We start from the raw sequence: 17,694 nt of genomic DNA, 5'->3' as shown, positions 1-17,694 counted from the left end.
ATTACGCGGCGGTGACGAACGACTCCAGTTCCGCGTGTTCGTCGCGCGTCCCGAGTGCGACGAGGACGTCACCCGCGTTGAGCGTGGTGTCCGCGTCCGGGTTCGCGATGGTGTCCGGGCCGCGCTGGACCGCGATGACGCTCGCGCCGGTGGCGTCCCGGAGGTTCGAGTCCGCGAGCGTCACGTCCTCGACCGGCGACCCTTCGGGTATCGTCACCCACTCGATGATGGCGTCACCGAGGGGGACGCTCGTGTTCGAGAACTCGACGGGCTGGAAGTACGCACCGCCGAGGACCGCGCCGAGCTTGCGGGCTTGCTCGCCGGTGAGGTCCGCGACGCGTTCGCTGTCCGCCTCGGGGCGCTCGCGGACGAACAGCTCGCGGCGGCCGTCGTGATGCAGGAGGACGACGAGTCGCGACTCGTCACCGACCTCCAGTTCGAACTTCCGTCCGACGCCGGGGACGTCGGTCTCGTAGACAGTCACGTCAAGAACGGGGACCGCCTCGGTATTGAAGATTCGCCTGCAGTCGCCTCGCGCACTCCTCTGGGCGCCTCATCTCCCTGGGCGCCTCATCGCCCTGGGCGCCTCATCGCCCTGGTCGCCTCGTGGACCCGGCGGTCGGAGACCGACACTGGTCGAGTGCGCGTGGGGGCGAATGGAAAGACCGATTTGTGCCGGGCGAGCGCGTGCTCGTATGACAGCTGGCTTCTTCGAGCGCGTCGCGGACCGCATCGAGTCCACCGGGGGGCCGGTCTCGGTCGGCCTCGACCCGGACCCGGAACGCATCCCCGAGTTCCTCGCGGACCACGACCTCCCGCGGTGGGCGTTCAACCGACGCATCATCGACGCGACCCACGAGCACGCCGCCGCGTTCAAGCCGAACGCGGCGTTCTACGAGGACCCCGACGGCTGGCGCGCACTCCAGGAGACCGTCGCGTACGCCCACGGGAAGGACGTTCCCGTGCTCCTCGACGCGAAGCGCGCCGACATCGGGAACACCACGCGCCAGTACGCGCAGGTGCTCGACGACGTCGACGCCATCACCGTGAACCCCTACATGGGGCGTGATAGCCTCCAGCCGTTCCTCGACCGCGAGGACAAGGGCGTCTTCGTGCTCTGCCGGACGTCGAACCCGGGCGGGAAGCACCTCCAGGACCACGAGCTCGCTGACGGCGGCACCGTGTACGAGCACGTCGCGCGCCTCGCGAGCACGTGGAACGAGCACGGGAACGTCGGGCTCGTCGTCGGCGCGACCACGCCCGACGAACTCGAAGCGGTGCGCGACCTCGTCCCGGACCTCCCCTTCCTCGTCCCGGGCGTCGGCGCGCAGGGCGGCGACGCCGAAGCCGCCGTCGAGTTCGGGCTCGCGGAGCGCGACGGCCGCGACGTCGGGCTCGTGAACTCCTCGCGCGGCATCATCTTCGCCGGCGAGAACACAAGCGGCGAGAAGGCGTACTTCGACGCCGCCGGCGACGCCGCCAAGCGCCTCAAACGTCGGCTCGCGACGCACCGCTGAGCGCGCCGGGCGCGAGCACGCCGGCCGGGAGCGCGCCGCCCGCGACCACCGCCGACCGCTGGCTCGCCACCCTCCGTCGGGCGCCGTACCTTTTTCCCGCAGGACGATGACGACTCGGGCATGCAGGACGTGGACGTGCACCTCTGGGTGGGAGACCAGGACGACGTCGTGACGTACACCGTCGCCGTCGAGGACGGCGTGTTCGACACGCAGGAAGCCATCGAGAAGGCCAGCGAGCGCGCGCAGGCCGACGGCTACGAGGACGTGAACCTCAAGGAGATAGAGGCGGCGTAGCGGGTCGCCGTCGCCGAACTACGTCCGTTCGTCGAGGAACGCCGCGAGCGCGTCGCTCGTCGGCGCCTGCCGCGCACCTTCCGTGCTCGCGGTGTACGCGCCGGCGGCGTTCGCGCGCTCCAGCGCGGTGTGGTAGTCGCCGCCGTCCAGGCGCGTCGCGACGAACGCAGCCGCGAACGCGTCCCCGGCGCCCGTCGTGTCCACGGGGTCGATACCGAACCCCGGGTGCTCGAAGTGCCCCTCGGGCGCGTGCACCTCCGCACCCGCCGCGCCGCGCTTGACGACGAGCACCTGGCCCGCGAACACCTCCTTCGGCGGCGCGTCCAGTACCACCTCCGCCTCCTTGTCGTTCACGAACACCACGTCAGCGTTCGAGAGCACGTCGCCGTAATCGCGGTGCGCGAGCCGCCGCCCCGGGTCGACGCTCACCGTCGCCCCCGCGTCGCTCGCGACCCGCGCGATGTGTGCCGCCGTATCCGGCCGCTGACTCGTCAGGTGGACGTGCTCGGCGCTCGCGACGAACGCGTCGTCGACGTCCGCTGGCGCAACCGCCTCGTTCGCGCCGTCGTTCGCGAGCATCGACACCTCGCCGCCCTCCTCGACGAGCACGTACTTCACCGTCGTCTCCGCACCCTCGACACGCGCCATCCCCGACAGGTCCACGCCCGACTCCTCCAGTTCCCGCGTCGCGAGGAACCCGTACTCGTCGTCGCCGACGCTCCCCACGATCCCCGCGGGAACGTCCAGCAGCGTCAGGTCGTACGCGACGTTCGCCGCCGACCCACCCCCGGAGGAACGCTGGTCGTGGATGCGCGACTCGCCGTCCGGCTCCGGGAGTTGGTCGACCCGCAGCGTCACGTCCCAGTTCACGTGCCCGGCAACGAGCACCCGCACGTCAGGCACCTCCGAGCGCGCGAACGGCCGCGAACACGACGTCCTGGTCGGTCAACGTGAACTGGAGGAGGTTGTACACGCCCGGGCCGAACCCGACCGCCGCGACGAACGCGAGCACCAATCGAGCGCGCCGCGGCGACTCCTCGAGGTACTCGCGGAACGCCGCGACGATGACGAGCGCGAGCACGACCTTCACGACGACGAACAGCCAGCCCGCGCCGACGTACTGCGCGGTCGGCAGACTCCCCGAGAACTCGAGGATGACCCGCGACAGCGGCGTGCGTTCACCCGCCCCCAGGAGGTCGTACCCGAGCGCGGTCGACACGCCGTCGAGCGAATGCGCGAACACGACGAACGCACCCGTCCGCCCCGTGTACCGCGCGACGTCCGTGTACGTCAACGAGAGGAGCACCCACGCGAGCGCCGTCACGAGCGCCGCGACGATCGTCCCGAACACCGGATAGACGGGGTTGAACGTCTGCGCGTTGATACCCGTCAGGAACAGGAAGACGACGAGCATGAGGGCGACGCCACCGCCGAACACGCCGACGCCGTAGTAGATGTCGAACCCCTTCCGGATGCCGGCGATGAACGTCATGAGTATCCAGACGAACCCCGCGAATATCGCGGTCGTCACGTACACCGTCACCGGCCCGAACAGTGGCGCGACGATGGCGGGGTACGCCTCGAGGCCGTCGAGCAGGAAGAGGACTGACCCGATGGCCATCCACGGCGCGAACGACACCACCGTCCAGTCCGTCGTCGGGGGCTGTATCGCCCACAGGAGCGCCGCCACCCCGAAGAACGCGAGGAGAAGCGGCACCACGTACAACAGCGACGGAATCGTGTAAACGCCACCAACCATGTCATATCCTCGGTACGGGGAGTGGAAAGAAGGTTCCGGTCGGGACACCCGCACGTTCGCACGAGGCGGTCTGCTGGCGCTTCGCTCCCGGCGGTTTACCGGCGCGTGCGACTATCGACGCGTCACTCCCAGGGTTCGCCGACGTCGGTCCCGAACAGCTCGCGCATGAGCGTCACGATGCTCTCGGGCGGGAACTGGCCGCGTTCGGTGACGATCGCGTCGACGTACCGCGGCGGCGTCACGTCGAACGCCGGGTTCTCGACGACGAGGTCCGCGTCGTCGGGGTCACCGCCCGTGATGCGGTCGCGTTCCGCGTCCTCGAGCACCTCGCTCTCGTCGCGGTTCTCGATCTCGACGGTGTGACCCGTCAACGTTCCCGGGTGGAGTTTGATGGTCTGGGCGGCGACCATGATGGGGACGCCGCGGTCGCGCGCGTTCACCGCGAGCCCGGACGTCCCGATCTTGTTGATGACGCTGCCGTCGGCCGCGATGGAGTCCGCGCCGACGAGCACGTGGTCGACGCGCTCCAGGTATCGGCGCGCGGCGTTGTCGACGACGAGCGTCACGGGCACGCCCCACTCGCGGAGCTGTTCGGCGGTGATGTGACCTTGCTTTCGCGGTCGCGTCTCCTTCACGACCGCCGAGATGTCCTTCCCCTGGTCGAGCGCCGCCTTCACGCACGACAACGCGTCCGTCGAATGACAGTGCGTCATCACGACGTCGCCGTCCCGCAGCCGGTTCGCGCCGATGCGACCCAGTCGGTCCTGGGCCTCCGCGAGGTCCGTCTGGAAGCCCGCCGCGCTCTCGGCGACGCTCTCCCGGAGCGCGTCGACGCTCCCGCCTTCCATGTCCCAGAGCACGAACCGGAGTGCGTTCGGGAGCGACACCGCCGTCGGCCGCGTCTCGTAGAGCCGTCGCGCCGCCGCCTTCAACTCCGCCTCGAACGCCTCGGGCGTCTCCGCGGTCGACGCCTCCGCCTGCGTCGCGAGCGCACCTGCGGCCGCGTCAGCGATCGTCGCCGCACCTCGAATCTCCATCGACGCGATGTCCTCGGCCGTGTCGTGAACCGCCGGCACGATTCGCTCCGCGGGTTCGTCAGTCATACCCCCACACTCCACGCCACAGCGTCGAAAATCCCTCGGTCCGCACTCGCCGCGTATCCCTTCCTCAGCCCGCTCGCGCAGTCGTCCAGTGCTCCGTTCGCGCGCTCAGGGGCTCGGTGCAGCCTTCTGCAAGGCGGTCTCGGCGATGTTCCCGCCGTAGTCCGCGCTACGGGACAGCGAGTCGACGACGAGCCCGAGGCTCTGTGCGACCTGCGGGTCGCGCTCCCGGAGCAACTCGTCGATGCGTCGCGTGTGCTCGTCGATGCCGAGGATGTCCTTGCGCGCCTGGTTCGCGAGCCGCGTCGCCTCGTCGGCGTCCGCCTCGAACAGCGCGTCCATCGCCAGGTCGACGACGTTCGACGCGTCCTCGTGCAGGTCGTCGAACGCGCCCGCGAGTTCGTCGTCCATCCCCTCCAGGTCGAGCGCGAGGTTCCCGATCTTCGCCGCGTGGTCCGCGATCCGTTCGAGCTGGCGCGCGCTCGAGTGGTAGTCGAAGCAGTCCTCGCGGCTCACGCCGAGTTCCTCGGCGGCCCGCGGCGACCGGAGCGTCGACCGGAAGATGCGGGAGACGACGAACCAGAGCCGGTCGACGTCCTCGTCGCGCTCCACGACGTCGCGCGCCACGTCCGTGTCGTTCTCCACGAGCGCCGTCACCGCGTCCTCCAGCATCGACTGCGCGATGAGGCGCATCCGCGTCACCGCGTTCGTGATACTCAACTCGGAGGAATCGAGGAGGTCCTGGATGACGACGCTATCCCCGGTCTCCTCCAGGACCTCGACGCCGACCAGGCCCTGAGTGGCCTCGCGGATGGCGCGACGCTGGTCGGTCGTGATGCGGTTCGCCTCGAGTTCGATGATGTCGAACCCCGAGACGTACATCGTCATCACCGCGCGCGTCAACTGCTCGCCCTCCAGGTTCGTGACGTCGAGCGCGCCGCGCGTGCGCTCCGTCTCGCTCTTCGGCGTCAACAGCAGCGAGTCGTCCTCCGGGTAGAACTCGACCGTCGTCCCCGCCGACACGCCGTTCTCGGTCGCCCAGTCCTTCGGGAGCGAGACGGTGAACGTCGACCCACCGGTCACCTGCACCTTGCGCGTCTCCATGCCAGTCGATATCCAACCGCCGACCATAAATCCGACTATTCCTATATATCGACGCGGTCGGCTCGGTGGCGATCCCCACGTGGACGCCAGAATGCCGGGAGGAGCCGCCGATACCGCCGAGAGCCCAGCAGCGAACCCGCTCGAAGTGCGTCGGTATCGCTCCCGCCCACACTAGAGAACTACGTGTAGTATATAGTCAAATAGAACGATATACACACTATAGAAACAGCGGGGTCGAGTGACGAAGATTTTTGAACGGGGACGGTCTGAGGTTCGCGTATGCCACGACAGACCTACCAGGACCAACTGGAGGAGCTACGCGAGGACATCCTCTACATGAGCGAACTCGTCCTCGACCGCCTCCAGGACGCGTTCGTCGCCCTGGAATCCAAGGACGACGAGCGCGCTCGCTCCGTCATCGAGGGCGACGGCGAGGTCAACGACACGTACCTCGAACTCGAACAGGAGTGCATCGACCTCATCGCGCTCCAGCAACCGGTCGCGAGCGACCTCCGGTTCATCGCCGCGTCGTTCAAGATCATCACCGACCTGGAGCGCGTCGGCGACCTCGCGGTGAACCTCGCGGAGTACACGCTCGAAGCGGACCGCGACGTGTTCCCGGAGGTCGACGTGCAAGCTATCGGCGACGTCACCGCGGAGATGGTGCGCGACGCCATGGCCGCCTACGAGACCGAGGACACCGTCGCGTGCCGCGAGATCGCGGCGAGCGACGACGACCTCGACGAACTCTGTCAGGACGCGAGCGAGATGGTGGTCCGGGACCTCATCGAGACGGAACTCGAGGACGGCGCGAACGTCGAGACGCTCATGGCGGACGTCTCCCGCCTCCTCCTGACGATCCGGGACCTGGAGCGCGTCGGCGACCACGCCGTGAACATCGCGGCGCGCACGCTCTACATGGTCGAGAACGACGACGAACTCATCTACTGACTCGCGCGCTTCGTTCGGCCGGTCCGCACGCGCTTCGTTACCGGAGCCGGTCGGTGTCCCTTCTCAGACGTCCGCGACGAACCGCCAGGGGTCGCCGTCCCCGCCGGATTCGACGCCGGGGAGTCGCGACAGGCGTGGTGCGACCATCCCCCACCACGCCTCCTCGCTGTCGTATCCGGCCTCGTGAGTCGGGTAGACGGCGTCGACGACCGCCGAGGCGTCCGCTCGCTCGGCGTCCCGGAGGTGCTCGAACGCTTCGCGGACGGCGTCGCGCCGCCAGTCCTGCATGAGTTCGCTCGCACCGGGGACGGCGAGTTCGGCGAGTGCGTCGTCGACGCGGTCGTCGAGCGTCGCCTCGTCGGTCTCGCGCGGCCGATACCAGACGTCGACGACGCCGACGCGACCGCGGACCTGTCGGTGCGCGAGGTCGTCGGCTGCGGTCAGTTCGAGGAGTGCGTCCCGTGCGGTCGCTCGCGGGACGTCCAGTTCGTCGGCGACCTCGGTCGTGCTCACCGGGTCGTTCGACGGGACCGCGGCGAGCGCTGCCGCGGTCGGCGGGTCGACGAGGACCCCGCCGGAGCCGTGCTCGTCGTGTTCGCTCATGACACGACACTCGCCCTCCAGGAGCATTATTTTTTCGCCGCGTTTCCTCCAGGAATCATGTTCGTGGCGTGGCGTGGCAAGTTTTAGGTGGGGTGCGAGCGTCGAACTCGGGCATGGCCGACCTCTCCTCGTGTTACTTCTGTGGCGCGGCGATGGACGTCTCGCTCAGGGAGTCGACAGTCGTCCCCGAAGCGCTCGCGCCGACGCCAGCACACCAGACCACCGTCGTCCTCTGCGGGACCTGCGAGCGAAAGCTCGAACGCGTCCTCGACCCTGTCGTCGCCGCAGCGAACGCGTCCGCGACCACGCGCGCCGCCGCGACCGATGACTCGACCGCCGGCGGTGACGCTACCGCAGCCGATGCCGGCGACGAACCCGACGCGACCGGAGCAGGGGACGCGGACGCGGTCGTTCCGCCGAGCATCCTCTCGGACGTCGCCGACGACGACGCGTCGACGACGACCGACGGCGACGCGAGCGCGGACGAACGCGACGCCACCGGGACCGCATCGGCCGCGGACGACACCGCCGAGACTGCATCCGCCGGCGAGGACGGCACGCCGTTCGAGGTCGACGACACCACGTCCGTGTTCGACGACGCCGACGACACCGCCTCGAACAGCGTGTTCGCCGACGCGAACGACGCACCGACGACACCCATCCAGGACGCCGAATCGGACGACGACACCGACGGCATCGCGTTCGACGACCAGTCCCGCGAGGAGACCGCCGCGACGAACCGCGAGTCGACCCCGAGCACGGCGAGCGCGTCGAACGCCAGCCCCGACGGCTCGATCGACGACACCTCGGCGTCGTCGAGCGAACGCGACACCCCGGACGTCGACCCGCGGACGTACAACAAGGTCGTCCGACTCCTGAAGAACCGCGACCTCCCGGTGCCTCGCGCCGAGATCGAGTCCATCGCGGGAAGCGCGTACGACATCCCGGACCACGAGTGCGAGGCCATCATCGACGCCGCCATCCAGCGCGGGCTCGTCGCGGAAGCCGACGACCAGCTCACGCACCCGGACGGTATCTGACCGCGTCACCGCTCACCAACCGTTGGCTCTCGTGGAAGAAGTGGCCGGGGCGGGCTCCGAACTACCGCGAGACTCACTTCGTTCGTCTCGCGACTCCCCGCTCGCTGGCGCTCGCGGGGACCGTAAACGGGTTCTCCGCCCGCTCCCGGCCACGTTTCGTGTGGAGAAGCCGCTCGCTGACGCGTCGTGGCGTCTCCGAGAAAGTGGCCGGGGCGGGCTCCGAACCCGCGATCTCCGCATGACCCAGGTTCGAGGCTCGGCGGGCCCCGAGGTCACGCGTAAGCCTTCCAAGGCTGTGGTACCGCACCGAATCTCTGAAACCCTATGAGTGCGGCGCTATGTCCAGCTAAGCCACCCGGCCTCACCAGTTCGTAGTCCGCTCCGGGACTTGAACCTTCTCATGTTACCGCGGTACGAGACGGGGTCTCAGTCCATCGCGTCGCCGCGGCGACACGACGTCCCCACGGATTTAAGCCGCACTCTCGTGAAGGACGGCGCATGGACGTTCCGGGTATCGTGCAAGGAGAGCTCGACGGCGAAGAGGTCGCTGCGAGCGTGTCGCTCGGCGGCGAAGACGGCCTGTTCGTCACCGCGTCGCGGACGCTCGTCTACCGCTCGGAGAGCCTCCTGAGCGACGAATCCGTCGAGTCGTACCCGCACGACGCAGAGCGCGTCACCGTCAAGGACGGTCGTCGGAAGACGCGCATCACGCTCACGTACAGTATCGACGGGGAACGCGACTTCACCGTTCCCTCGAGTGTCGCCGACGACGTCCTCCATCCCGTGCTCGCCGGCGTCCTCAACGGCTCCGGCGTCACGGACCCCGGGGAGACGGTCGTGCAGACGTTCCGGTTCAGCGAGCTGACGCTCATCGTGACGAGCGACCGCCTCCTGAAGCACGTCGGGAGCGCGGTCTGGGACGCCGACCACGAGCAGTACCACTTCGAGGACGTCACCGCGCTCGACTTCGAGGAGGGGAGCGTTGCGACGCAGATCGTCATCGCGGTCGACGGCCGCCCGCAGCGCATCAAGACGCCGAACGAGCACATCGCGGTGGTCCGCGAACGCCTCACGCAGGCGTTGTTCGCGTACTACGACGTGAGTTCGCTCGCGGAACTGAACGCGCTCGTCGACCCGGCCGAGGAGACGCCGGATTCGGCGACCGGCTCGGGGTCCGCGGGTGGCGGCGTCGACTTCGGCGAGGGCGTCGACCCGCTCGGGTCGGGGTCGGGGTCGCGGCCGGCGGACACGAGCGGCGACCCGTTCCTCGACGACGAGAAATCCGAGTCGCTGGACGCCGACTCGGGTGCGAGCGACCCCGCGGATGCGAGCGAGGACCCACGTCGACCGGTGTCCGGTGGCGGGGACGCTGCCGGTGGTGGAGCCGAGACGAGGGGGGCGGACGCGAGCGCCGACGCCAGCCGGCGGCGCGCGGAACCGGCCGACGACGCCACCGACCGCCGACCGCAGGCGAGTGAGAGCAATGGCTCGGCCGACCGCCGACCGCAGTCCGCTGACGCCGAGTCCGCCGACAGCCGGCGTGCAGAGCCCGCGGACGATACCGCGAACGCAGACGCCGACGGGGACGCCGCTCCGGGCGGCGTCGAGGAGTCGTCGCGGCTCCTGTCCCCCGAGGACGGGAGCGCGACCGACGACGCCGGGGACGGCGCGGGCGCCGACGGGAGCGACGGGAGCGAGGACGACGAGAGCGGTGGGTTCGCGGCCGCCGGGTTCGAGCCCGCGACCGAATCGGGCGTGACGGCCGCGGACCTCGCGGACCGCATCGAGGACCTCGAATCCCGCGTCGACGCACAGAACGACCTCCTCGAGCAACAGCAAGCGCTCATCCAGCAACTCATCGAGGAGCTCCGCGAGCGCTCGTAGCGCGAATCGACCGCTCTCGGCGGCCGTCGTCGTCGTCCGCGGTCCTCGAGCGGTCAGTCGTCGCGGCCCGTGACTTTCCTGACGCACTCGGAGCCGAACGGCCCGAGTTCGCCGGCCTCGAGTTGCACGAAGTGCCCAGTGGCGAGACCGGTGCCGCAGCGCCGGCAGTCGTAGTCGCCCTCGCGGCGGACGACGTCGGTCGTCTGCGAGACGTACCCGCCGCCGCCCGCGACCGCGACGACGCCGTCCTCGCGTTCGATGACGCCGCGCAGCTCGGCGGTGTCGAGTATCTCGCGGACGACCCGCGGCGCGGTACTGACCGCTTCGACGCGGTCCATCGCGTCGGCGAGCGACAGCTCGGCGTCCTCGGCCTTCGCGAGCAGTTCGACGCCGACCTCCACGGGGTCGCCCTCCACGCCCCCGCCCGCACTCGGGCGCTCGCCGTCGTCGCCAGTCATCGCCTTCGAGTCCTCGGCCGCGAGCCAAAAGCGTTGCGCGCCCCACTGCCGTCCGGCGACCTCGCACCGCGGTGACGCGAACGTGGTCTACCGGGGGGCGAGGGGAAAGACGTTCATGCACCCGGGGGATAGTCGGTGGTGATGCATCGTCGCGCTGCGGTCGGGGTCGCGCTCGTCGCCACGGTCGTCGTGGCGTCGCTCGCGGTGTCGCCGAGCGCGACGTTCTCCGCGCTGGACGCGCTCGCAGACGACCCCGTCGTCTTCGGCGTCGCGCTCGTTGCGTGCTACCTGCTCCGACCGCTGGTGGCGTGGCCGACGACGCTCGTCGCGGTCGTCGTCGGGTACGGGTACGGCGTCGCGGTCGGGATTCCGGTCGCGCTCGCGGGCGCGGTCCTGACGTCGATACCGGTGTTCGCCGCCGGCCGGTACTTCGGTGACGGCGAGGACAACCCGCTGTCGTGGCTCGCGCCCGGCGAGCGATTCCTCGCCGCCGCGGGCGAGTACTTCGAGACCACTGGAGACTTCCGCGGGGTCACCGCCGCCCGGCTCGCGCCGCTTCCGGCGGACGCCGTCACCGCGACCGCCGCGATGACCGGCGTCTCCCTGCCGGCGTTCTGCGCCGCGACCGTCGTCGGCGAACTCCCGTGGACGATCGCGGCCATCCTCGTCGGCAGTTCGCTGTCGACGCTCTCCGCCGAGGGCGTCGGCGCCGTCGACCCCCGGCTCGTCGTCGGACTCGGTATCGCCGCCGCCATCCTCCTCGCCGGCCCGCTCTATCGACGGGTGGCCGTCGGAAGCGACTGACTGACTGACTCGGCAAGCATACGCCGACCGCCAGGTCGGCGTTTCCCTGTCGCTCGCTCTCGCTACGTCGGCGTTTCACGGGCCGTCGCTACAGGGCGACTGACTCACTCGCGCTGGAGGTGGAAGGTGTCCGAGCAGTCCATGACGACGCCGTGGTTCGGGCAGACGTACTTGCAGTGGCGTCGGTAGAGGACGGCGTCGCACATCGGGCACGGGCGGCCGCCGCCGGCGGTCGCGTCGGCGTCGTCGGTCATCGCGTGCACGTTCCGGTCCCGGTGGCTTAACGACGGGGGTTCGAGGAGGGTGACTGCGGCTTAACGACGGGGGTTCGAGGAGGGTGACTGCGGCTTAACGACGGGGGTTCGGGCGGGAAGACCGTGGCTTATTGCTCGGGGGTCGCGCGGTCGCGGGCGACGAGTGCGAGGACGGCGAGGCCGCTGGCGGCGGTGATGGCGACGCCGGGGCCGGGGAGGAGCCACGGAACCATGACGCCCTCGACGCCGGTGTCGAGCGCGACGACGGTCGCGGCGGCGCCGACGACCGCGGCGGAGGTGGTGGCGACGCGGCCGTCGCGAGCGACGAGGACGCCGACGGCGAGGACGGCGAGTGCGAGCGTCGCGAGCCCCCACGTCTCCAGGCCGGTTCCCTGTCCGGGATAGTAGACGGTCGGCGAGACACCGTCGTAGAACGGGTTCCGGAGGAACCACGGCGGGAGTGCGCCGAGGGCGACGCCGGCGAGCGCGGCGACGAGGAGGCGGTCCGTCCGGGAGGCTATCACGGGAACGCGTCGGTGCGCCGCGAGCGTGAACCTTTCCCCGACCACGCGCGGGGTGCGAGCGAGGAACTCGACTGACGGGAGTCGTCCGCGACACGCCTTTCCGCGCTCACGACCAACGCTCGGGCATGAATCCACTGTCGTCCCTGAAGCGACTGTTGGGTCGCGGCGCGAACGCCGACGCGACAGCACCCGGGGCGAACGCGGACGCGGGCGAGGACGCGAGTCGGCCGCGCGACCTCGCCGCCGCGTTCGTCGACGCGCACCCCGACGCGACCCTCGATTACACGCCCGAATCGCTGCACGCGCTCGACGACATCGCGGACGAGGTCGCCGCCGACCTCGCCGCCGCGACAGACCAAGACGCTGGAAGCGGAGACGCTACCGAGACCGACGACGTCGAGGCGTTGAACGAGACGGTGCGGCGGATGGGCGCGTACCTCGGGGAGACGTTCGTTCGCGCGTACGACGGCGAGTGGACGTTCGACGACAGCGCCGGGTGGGTGGTCGAACTCCCCGCGACGCACCGCGGGCAGCCGCTCGTCCTCACCGTCCCGAGCGTCCTCGGCGACGTCGTCGAGGGCGAGTCGTCGTTCGCGGTCGTCCACGACGTCTTCGCGAGCGAACTCGACGCCGAAACGCCCGAACTCGCCGCCGAGGACGCCTTCGAGGACGAAGCCGACCCGCGCGAGGAGCCCGCGCCCGCGGACGTCGTCGCGGCGTTCGACAGGCTCGCCGCGGAGTTCGCCGCCGAACACGACGCGCTCGACTTCACGCCGGGGTCGCTCGGTGCGCTCGACGACATCGCGCGCCGGGACCGAGAGTCCGACGCGGACGCCGTCGCGTTCGACCCGGACGTCGACGACGTCGACCTCTCCGTCCGCGGCCGCACCGACGCCATCGCGGGCTACTTCGCCGGCGTCGTCCGCACGCACCACACCGCCGAGTACCGCGGCGAACTCGCCGAAACCCTCGTCGTCGAAGGCGCGACGCGGCAGGCGACGCTCGAACCGCGCGCCATCGCCGCCGCAGCCGCCGCCGACGAGACCAGCTTCGAGACGCTGTACGCGAACCTCAGCGAGGACCTCGGACTCGGCGGGAACTAAGACGAGAAGCCCGGAGAACCGGGAGAAGAAGACGAGAGAAGATGACGTTGCTACGCGGTCAGCACTCCGACCAGCCGCAGGACTCGCAGGTCTTGCAACCCTCGGTGTACGCGAGCGACATCCCGCCGCACTCGGGGCACTCGGGGCTCTCCCCGGCCGCGATGAGGTCGTCGACCGCGTCGCTCGTCTCCTCGGCCGCCGGCTCGCCCTCCGCGGGCGGACTCGGGGCGGATGCGTCCACCGCGGACGCGTCGGCGGTCGTCGCCCCGCCGTCGGGCTGGGTCGCGTCCGCCGCGTCGCCGTCGTCGGCCGCCTCCTCGAGCGTCTTCTGCTCGGGGTAGGGCTTGTCGATGTCGTCGTCGAGGTACCGGCGCATCGCCGTGCCGATGGCGTCCGGGATGGACTGGATCTGCTCGCCGCGGTCCCACGCCACCTTCGGCGACCGCGTCCCGCAGAGCTCGTCGACGATCTCGTCCGGGTCGACGCCCGCCTGAAGCGCCGTCGAGATGACCTTCCCCAGGCTCTCCGTGAAGGAGTTCGTGAACCCACCGGAGTGCCCGATGTTCGCGAACACCTCGAACGGCTCGCCCGTGTCGGGGTCCTCGTTGATGGTGACGTAGAGCTTCCCGTACCCGGTCTTCACGCGCTGGCTGACGCCGCGGAGCGCGGCGGGCCGGTCGCGCTTCCGGCGGCGGTCGCCGTCCGCGGCCGCGAGCAGGCTCGAGACCTCCTCGGTGAGTGCGGCCTGCACGTCGTCGTTCTCGAGGAACGCCTCCATGCCGCCGAAGACGTCCTGGATCTGCTCGACGAGGACCTCCGCGGCCTCGTCCTCGTCCGCGAACTCCTTGTTGTCCGCGCGCGTCGTGAGGACCTGCTTCGAGCGGGTGCCGTCGCGGTAGACGGTGACGCCCTTCCCGCCGTTCTCGTAGATGTAGCGGTACACCTCGTCCATGTCGGACGGCGAGGCGTCGTTCGGGAAGTTACACGTCTTCGAGATGGCGGAGTCCACGCCGTCCTGGCACGCGCACTGGACCGCGGCGTGGTCCTTCCCCTCGAGGTCGCTCGTGACGACGAACAGCTCGCCGATGGCGTCCGGGACGGTGTCGAGTCCCTCGACGCCGTCGAACGCGTTCGACGCCATCTGCTCCTGGGCCTCCTCCTTGACGGCGTCGACGTCGATGTCGTTCGCCTCCAGGACGCGCAGGAAGTAGTCGTCGAACTCGACGAGCATCTCGTCGCCCTGCACGTCGTCGCTGACGTTCTTGTAGTACGCGACGTTGTAGATGGGCTCGCAGCCACCGGTCGTGTTCCCGACCATGCTCGTGGTGCCGGTCGGCGCGATGGTGGTCGTGTTGTGGTTCCGGATGGGGAACCCGTCTGCCCACTCGTCGGCGTCGAGGCCGGTGTGGTGCTCGAACCAGTCCGCGTACTCCGTCGGGTTCGCGTACTTCGAGTCCGCGTAGTCCGCGAACGCGCCGCGTTCCTCGGCGAGCTCGTGACTCGTCCACTTGGACTCGTGGTTGATGTGCGTCATCAGCTGGCTCGCGACCTCGTTGGACTCCTCGGAGCCGTACCGCATTCCGAGCTGGATGTACAGCTGCGCGAGCCCCATGACGCCGAGCCCGATCTTCCGCATCTCGCGGACCTTCTCCTCGATCTTCGGGACCGGGAAGTCCGACATCGTGACGACGTTCTCGAGGAACCGCGTCCCGAGCTCGATGCGCCGGTTGAACTCCTCGAAGTCGACGGCCTCGTCGAGGAACGCATCGACCGCGTTCTCGAGGTCCGCGTAGTCGTCGCCGTGCTCGTCGTACCAGACGCGCCAGTCCGGCGCGTCCAGGTCCGCGAGCGTCGAGAGGTTGATGTGCCCGAGGTTGCACGCCTCGTACTCCTCGAGGGGCTGCTCGCCGCAGGGGTTCGTCGCGAGGATGCGGTGCTCGGGGTGCTCCTCGACGTCGAAGGAGTGCTTCTTGTTGACGCGCTCGAGGTAGATGACGCCCGGTTCGCCGTTCTCGTGGGCGCCTTCGATGACGTCCTCCCAGAGGGCTTCCGCGGGCACGGAGAGCTCTTCGCCGACCTCGACGTGCTCGCCGAGCCCGAACATCTCGTAGAGCTCCTTCGTCTCCGCGGTCGCGATATGGGGTTCGCCCGTGCGGGGGTTCGTGAACGTGAACTCCTCGCCGGCTTCGAGGGCGTCCATGAAGTCGTCGGTGACGCCGACGGAGATGTTGAAGTTCGAGAGGTGGCCTTCGACGGCGTTCCGGAGGTGCTTGGGGACCTTCCCCTCGTCGTCGATGAGCTCCCGTGCTTCCTCCAGTGCGTCAGCGAAGGAGTTGTGCGTGTAGTCGTCCGGGTCGTTCAGGCGCAGCGAGTGCGCGAGGCTGACGTCCTTGTTCTTCGCGTGGATGAACTGGATGACGTCCGGGTGCGAGATGCGCATGACGCCCATCTGTGCGCCGCGACGCGCCCCACCCTGGGCGATCGTCTCGCACATCTGGTCGTACGTCCGCATGAACGTGATGGGGCCGGACGCGATGCCGCCCGTGGACCCGACGGGGTCGCCGTAGGGGCGGAGCCGCCAGAACGCGTACCCCATGCCGCCGCCGCTCTGGAAGACCTGCGCGGCCTCCTTGGCGGTCTGGTGGATGTCGTCGATGTCGTCCTCGGGCGAGTCGACGAAGCACGCCGAGAGCTGCTGGAGTTCGTCGCCGGCGTTCATGAGCGTCGGCGAGTTCGGCATGAACGACAGGTTCTCCATGAGCCCCTGGAACTCGGTCGCTTTCTCCTGGACGTGCTCGCGGACGCCGTCGGGGAGTTCCGGGACGACGGTGTCGTACGCGAACTTGTTGACGTTGTACACCGAGAGCTCGGTGGACGCGTCGTCGTCGACCGTGGTACCCTTCCCGAAGACCTCCTCGGCGAGTTCGTCGCGCCGCGGGTGGTCGGGCTTGAGCTGGTCGGGCGTGACCTCGACGGTCACGTCCTGGTTGTCGGCCTCGTAGACGGCTTCGGCGAGTGCGATGTTCTTCGAGACGCGAACGAAGAGGTCCTCCTGTTCCTCGATGAGGTCGCCGTTGGCGTCCTTGCGGAGGTAGCGCGCGGGCAGGATGTTGTGGTACGCGTTCCCCGTGAGGCGGTCCTCGAGCGTGTCGCCCTCGGTTCGCTTGATCGGCAGGTCGACCTCGTCCGCTCCGACGTTCGACCGACTCATCGCTTCCCCTCCCCGCCCGCAGCGTCGAGCTTGCGGGCGTTTTCGGCGGCTGTAGATGGTGTCATATGCATCGTTCGAGACGAAGATTTGGTACACGCGAGGGTACCATAAATGGTCGGATTTCTACTCCGATTGATGTTACACAACCCTGTTTTAATTGGGGCGCTGTCGCTACCGGACACTCGGGATCATCTCTGTCAGACGCTTCGGGAGCGAGCGACTTGAACCCTCCCAAACCGAAGTGAAAGTGGACGGGCGTGGCGGCGACCGCCTCGCGGTTCGCGGCCACCGATGGCGGCGGCGAGCAGGCCCCGGCGGCGCGGTCAGCGGTCCTCGACGCGGACGTTGTCGAAGGCCGTCTCCGTGTCGTCGCGGACGCTGAATCCGACGGTTCCGGGACCGAGCGGCGACGCGGCCTCGTACTCGGTGACGCGGTCGCCGTCCACGGTCACCGCGACGGTCGCACCGGTGACGTCGACGACCAGTTCGTGTTCGGCGCGTGCGTCGAGCTCCAGATCGACGCGTTGCGGCGCGCGGCTGGCGTCTGACTTCCGGAGGACGAACTCCCCCGCTGCCACCCCGCAGTCGGCCTGCCAGCGGACGTCGTCCGCGTAGAAGTCGACGAGCGCCGACCCCTTCTCGTAGGCGTCGTTCACCTCGAACGCCACCGCGATGCGGCGGTCGCCCGTCCACTCGTACGTTCCGGGGTCGTACGCGACGCTGCTCGCGACGTCGGACCCGGTCAGGCTCTCGCCGTCGAGTCCGTCCTCGACTGCCCACTCGTCGACCGAGCCGTCGACCGCGACCAGCGGGTCGACGCGCTCGCGCTCGAACTCGTCGACGAACGCCCCGTTCGTCGTCCGCGGCCCGCCACCCCCGTCCGACGCCGGTTCCGTGCTCGTCTCCGGCCCCCTCGACGAGGCGAGCGCGGGCGTCGACGACTGGATTCCGAGTAGCTCCTTCGCCCCGGCGTAGTACCCCGCGATGCTGCCGATGGCGGCTGCACCGACCAGCTCGAACACCCCACGTCGTTTCATCCCAACCGTTTGACGCGTCTCCTACATAGTTCCTCGCGTCGCCTCGGCGCG

General features: G+C 69.4%; 18 protein-coding genes and 1 tRNA gene. 7 read left to right on the top strand and 12 right to left on the bottom strand.

Annotation, left to right across the window (positions count from 1 at the left end):
• Window position 1: 1 nt before the first annotated feature.
• Window positions 2–484 carry a cation:proton antiporter regulatory subunit gene (locus VYJ16_RS20770; RefSeq protein ID WP_336352228.1) on the bottom strand — a complete coding sequence of 161 codons (483 nt, stop codon included), beginning with the start codon at window positions 482–484 and terminating at the stop codon, window positions 2–4.
• A 211-nt stretch (window positions 485–695) separates the two neighbouring features.
• Here VYJ16_RS20770 and pyrF point away from each other — a divergent pair, with 211 nt between their 5' ends.
• Window positions 696–1,517, top strand: a complete 822-nt coding sequence (gene pyrF / locus VYJ16_RS20765) for an orotidine-5'-phosphate decarboxylase (RefSeq protein ID WP_336352227.1) — start codon at window positions 696–698, stop codon at window positions 1,515–1,517.
• A gap of 120 nt (window positions 1,518–1,637) precedes the next feature.
• Complete coding sequence (locus VYJ16_RS20760; protein ID WP_227133569.1) at window positions 1,638–1,811, top strand: hypothetical protein; 174 nt, start codon at window positions 1,638–1,640, stop codon at window positions 1,809–1,811.
• An 18-nt stretch (window positions 1,812–1,829) separates the two neighbouring features.
• On the opposite strand, the gene VYJ16_RS20755 is transcribed toward VYJ16_RS20760, so the two are convergent.
• From VYJ16_RS20755 to VYJ16_RS20740, 4 genes are all read right to left on the bottom strand, one after another.
• Window positions 1,830–2,714: an ATP-dependent ribose-1-phosphate kinase gene (locus tag VYJ16_RS20755; protein ID WP_379762907.1), complete on the bottom strand. Its 885-nt coding sequence runs from the start codon at window positions 2,712–2,714 to the stop codon at window positions 1,830–1,832.
• Window positions 2,707–3,570, bottom strand: coding sequence for a DUF63 family protein (locus tag VYJ16_RS20750; RefSeq protein WP_336352225.1), 864 nt, complete (start codon window positions 3,568–3,570; stop codon window positions 2,707–2,709). Before VYJ16_RS20750 ends, VYJ16_RS20755 begins: the two co-directional genes overlap by 8 nt.
• A gap of 122 nt (window positions 3,571–3,692) precedes the next feature.
• The gene (locus VYJ16_RS20745) at window positions 3,693–4,673 is read right to left on the bottom strand and encodes a ribose 1,5-bisphosphate isomerase (protein WP_336352224.1); all 981 of its coding nucleotides are present in this window, start codon (window positions 4,671–4,673) and stop codon (window positions 3,693–3,695) included.
• A 105-nt stretch (window positions 4,674–4,778) separates the two neighbouring features.
• On the bottom strand, window positions 4,779–5,774 hold the full coding sequence (locus tag VYJ16_RS20740) for a phosphate uptake regulator PhoU (RefSeq protein WP_336352223.1): 996 nt from the start codon (window positions 5,772–5,774) through the stop codon (window positions 4,779–4,781).
• Between the two features lie 279 nt (window positions 5,775–6,053).
• Between VYJ16_RS20740 and phoU the strand changes: the two genes are divergently transcribed.
• On the top strand, window positions 6,054–6,725 hold the full coding sequence (phoU, locus tag VYJ16_RS20735; protein WP_336352222.1) for a phosphate signaling complex protein PhoU: 672 nt from the start codon (window positions 6,054–6,056) through the stop codon (window positions 6,723–6,725).
• Between the two features lie 63 nt (window positions 6,726–6,788).
• Here phoU and VYJ16_RS20730 read toward each other — a convergent pair whose 3' ends face one another.
• Window positions 6,789–7,328, bottom strand: a complete 540-nt coding sequence (locus tag VYJ16_RS20730; protein WP_336352221.1) for a hypothetical protein — start codon at window positions 7,326–7,328, stop codon at window positions 6,789–6,791.
• A 113-nt stretch (window positions 7,329–7,441) separates the two neighbouring features.
• Here VYJ16_RS20730 and VYJ16_RS20725 point away from each other — a divergent pair, with 113 nt between their 5' ends.
• Window positions 7,442–8,368, top strand: coding sequence for a prolipoprotein diacylglyceryl transferase (locus VYJ16_RS20725; RefSeq protein WP_336352220.1), 927 nt, complete (start codon window positions 7,442–7,444; stop codon window positions 8,366–8,368).
• Window positions 8,369–8,572: 204 nt separating this feature from the next.
• On the opposite strand, the gene VYJ16_RS20720 is transcribed toward VYJ16_RS20725, so the two are convergent.
• Window positions 8,573–8,729, bottom strand: a tRNA-Met gene (locus VYJ16_RS20720).
• A 137-nt stretch (window positions 8,730–8,866) separates the two neighbouring features.
• On the opposite strand from VYJ16_RS20720, the gene VYJ16_RS20715 reads away from it, so the two are divergent.
• The gene (locus tag VYJ16_RS20715; RefSeq protein WP_336352219.1) at window positions 8,867–10,252 is read left to right on the top strand and encodes a DUF7115 domain-containing protein; all 1,386 of its coding nucleotides are present in this window, start codon (window positions 8,867–8,869) and stop codon (window positions 10,250–10,252) included.
• A 53-nt stretch (window positions 10,253–10,305) separates the two neighbouring features.
• Here the strand turns inward: VYJ16_RS20715 and VYJ16_RS20710 are convergent, their stop codons facing one another.
• On the bottom strand, window positions 10,306–10,710 hold the full coding sequence (locus VYJ16_RS20710) for a DUF5830 family protein (protein ID WP_336352218.1): 405 nt from the start codon (window positions 10,708–10,710) through the stop codon (window positions 10,306–10,308).
• A gap of 141 nt (window positions 10,711–10,851) precedes the next feature.
• On the opposite strand from VYJ16_RS20710, the gene VYJ16_RS20705 reads away from it, so the two are divergent.
• Window positions 10,852–11,514, top strand: a complete 663-nt coding sequence (locus VYJ16_RS20705; protein WP_336352217.1) for a TVP38/TMEM64 family protein — start codon at window positions 10,852–10,854, stop codon at window positions 11,512–11,514.
• A 104-nt stretch (window positions 11,515–11,618) separates the two neighbouring features.
• On the opposite strand, the gene VYJ16_RS20700 is transcribed toward VYJ16_RS20705, so the two are convergent.
• Window positions 11,619–11,768, bottom strand: coding sequence for an HVO_2523 family zinc finger protein (locus VYJ16_RS20700; protein WP_336352216.1), 150 nt, complete (start codon window positions 11,766–11,768; stop codon window positions 11,619–11,621).
• Between the two features lie 128 nt (window positions 11,769–11,896).
• Entirely contained in the window at window positions 11,897–12,292 is a 396-nt protein-coding gene (locus VYJ16_RS20695; RefSeq protein WP_336352215.1) for a hypothetical protein, read from the bottom strand.
• A gap of 125 nt (window positions 12,293–12,417) precedes the next feature.
• Between VYJ16_RS20695 and VYJ16_RS20690 the strand changes: the two genes are divergently transcribed.
• Window positions 12,418–13,395: a hypothetical protein gene (locus VYJ16_RS20690; RefSeq protein ID WP_336352214.1), complete on the top strand. Its 978-nt coding sequence runs from the start codon at window positions 12,418–12,420 to the stop codon at window positions 13,393–13,395.
• A gap of 58 nt (window positions 13,396–13,453) precedes the next feature.
• On the opposite strand, the gene VYJ16_RS20685 is transcribed toward VYJ16_RS20690, so the two are convergent.
• Together VYJ16_RS20685 and VYJ16_RS20680 are read right to left on the bottom strand one after the other, a co-directional pair.
• Window positions 13,454–16,606, bottom strand: coding sequence for an adenosylcobalamin-dependent ribonucleoside-diphosphate reductase (locus tag VYJ16_RS20685; RefSeq protein ID WP_336352213.1), 3,153 nt, complete (start codon window positions 16,604–16,606; stop codon window positions 13,454–13,456).
• Window positions 16,607–16,929: 323 nt separating this feature from the next.
• The gene (locus VYJ16_RS20680) at window positions 16,930–17,643 is read right to left on the bottom strand and encodes a hypothetical protein (RefSeq protein ID WP_336352212.1); all 714 of its coding nucleotides are present in this window, start codon (window positions 17,641–17,643) and stop codon (window positions 16,930–16,932) included.
• Window positions 17,644–17,694: the final 51 nt, after the last annotated feature.

The organism is Halorubellus litoreus, assembly GCF_037081675.1.
Lineage (GTDB): Archaea > Halobacteriota > Halobacteria > Halobacteriales > Natrialbaceae > Halorubellus > Halorubellus litoreus.
Note: the sequence above shows the minus strand (reverse complement) of the source record. Positions and strands in the feature narration are given on the sequence as shown.

What these genes read in the sequence shown, in the direction of transcription:
- pyrF (WP_336352227.1), top strand. Translation starts at nt 696, where the DNA reads ATGACAGCTGGCTTCTTCGAGCGCGTCGCGGACCGCATCGAGTCCACC.
- VYJ16_RS20760 (WP_227133569.1), top strand. Translation starts at nt 1,638, where the DNA reads ATGCAGGACGTGGACGTGCACCTCTGGGTGGGAGACCAGGACGACGTC.
- VYJ16_RS20750 (WP_336352225.1), bottom strand. Translation starts at nt 3,570, where the DNA reads ATGGTTGGTGGCGTTTACACGATTCCGTCGCTGTTGTACGTGGTGCCG.
- VYJ16_RS20745 (WP_336352224.1), bottom strand. Translation starts at nt 4,673, where the DNA reads ATGACTGACGAACCCGCGGAGCGAATCGTGCCGGCGGTTCACGACACG.
- VYJ16_RS20740 (WP_336352223.1), bottom strand. Translation starts at nt 5,774, where the DNA reads ATGGAGACGCGCAAGGTGCAGGTGACCGGTGGGTCGACGTTCACCGTC.
- phoU (WP_336352222.1), top strand. Translation starts at nt 6,054, where the DNA reads ATGCCACGACAGACCTACCAGGACCAACTGGAGGAGCTACGCGAGGAC.
- VYJ16_RS20730 (WP_336352221.1), bottom strand. Translation starts at nt 7,328, where the DNA reads ATGAGCGAACACGACGAGCACGGCTCCGGCGGGGTCCTCGTCGACCCG.
- VYJ16_RS20725 (WP_336352220.1), top strand. Translation starts at nt 7,442, where the DNA reads ATGGCCGACCTCTCCTCGTGTTACTTCTGTGGCGCGGCGATGGACGTC.
- VYJ16_RS20715 (WP_336352219.1), top strand. Translation starts at nt 8,867, where the DNA reads ATGGACGTTCCGGGTATCGTGCAAGGAGAGCTCGACGGCGAAGAGGTC.
- VYJ16_RS20710 (WP_336352218.1), bottom strand. Translation starts at nt 10,710, where the DNA reads ATGACTGGCGACGACGGCGAGCGCCCGAGTGCGGGCGGGGGCGTGGAG.
- VYJ16_RS20705 (WP_336352217.1), top strand. Translation starts at nt 10,852, where the DNA reads ATGCATCGTCGCGCTGCGGTCGGGGTCGCGCTCGTCGCCACGGTCGTC.
- VYJ16_RS20700 (WP_336352216.1), bottom strand. Translation starts at nt 11,768, where the DNA reads ATGACCGACGACGCCGACGCGACCGCCGGCGGCGGCCGCCCGTGCCCG.
- VYJ16_RS20690 (WP_336352214.1), top strand. Translation starts at nt 12,418, where the DNA reads ATGAATCCACTGTCGTCCCTGAAGCGACTGTTGGGTCGCGGCGCGAAC.
- VYJ16_RS20685 (WP_336352213.1), bottom strand. Translation starts at nt 16,606, where the DNA reads ATGAGTCGGTCGAACGTCGGAGCGGACGAGGTCGACCTGCCGATCAAG.
- VYJ16_RS20680 (WP_336352212.1), bottom strand. Translation starts at nt 17,643, where the DNA reads ATGAAACGACGTGGGGTGTTCGAGCTGGTCGGTGCAGCCGCCATCGGC.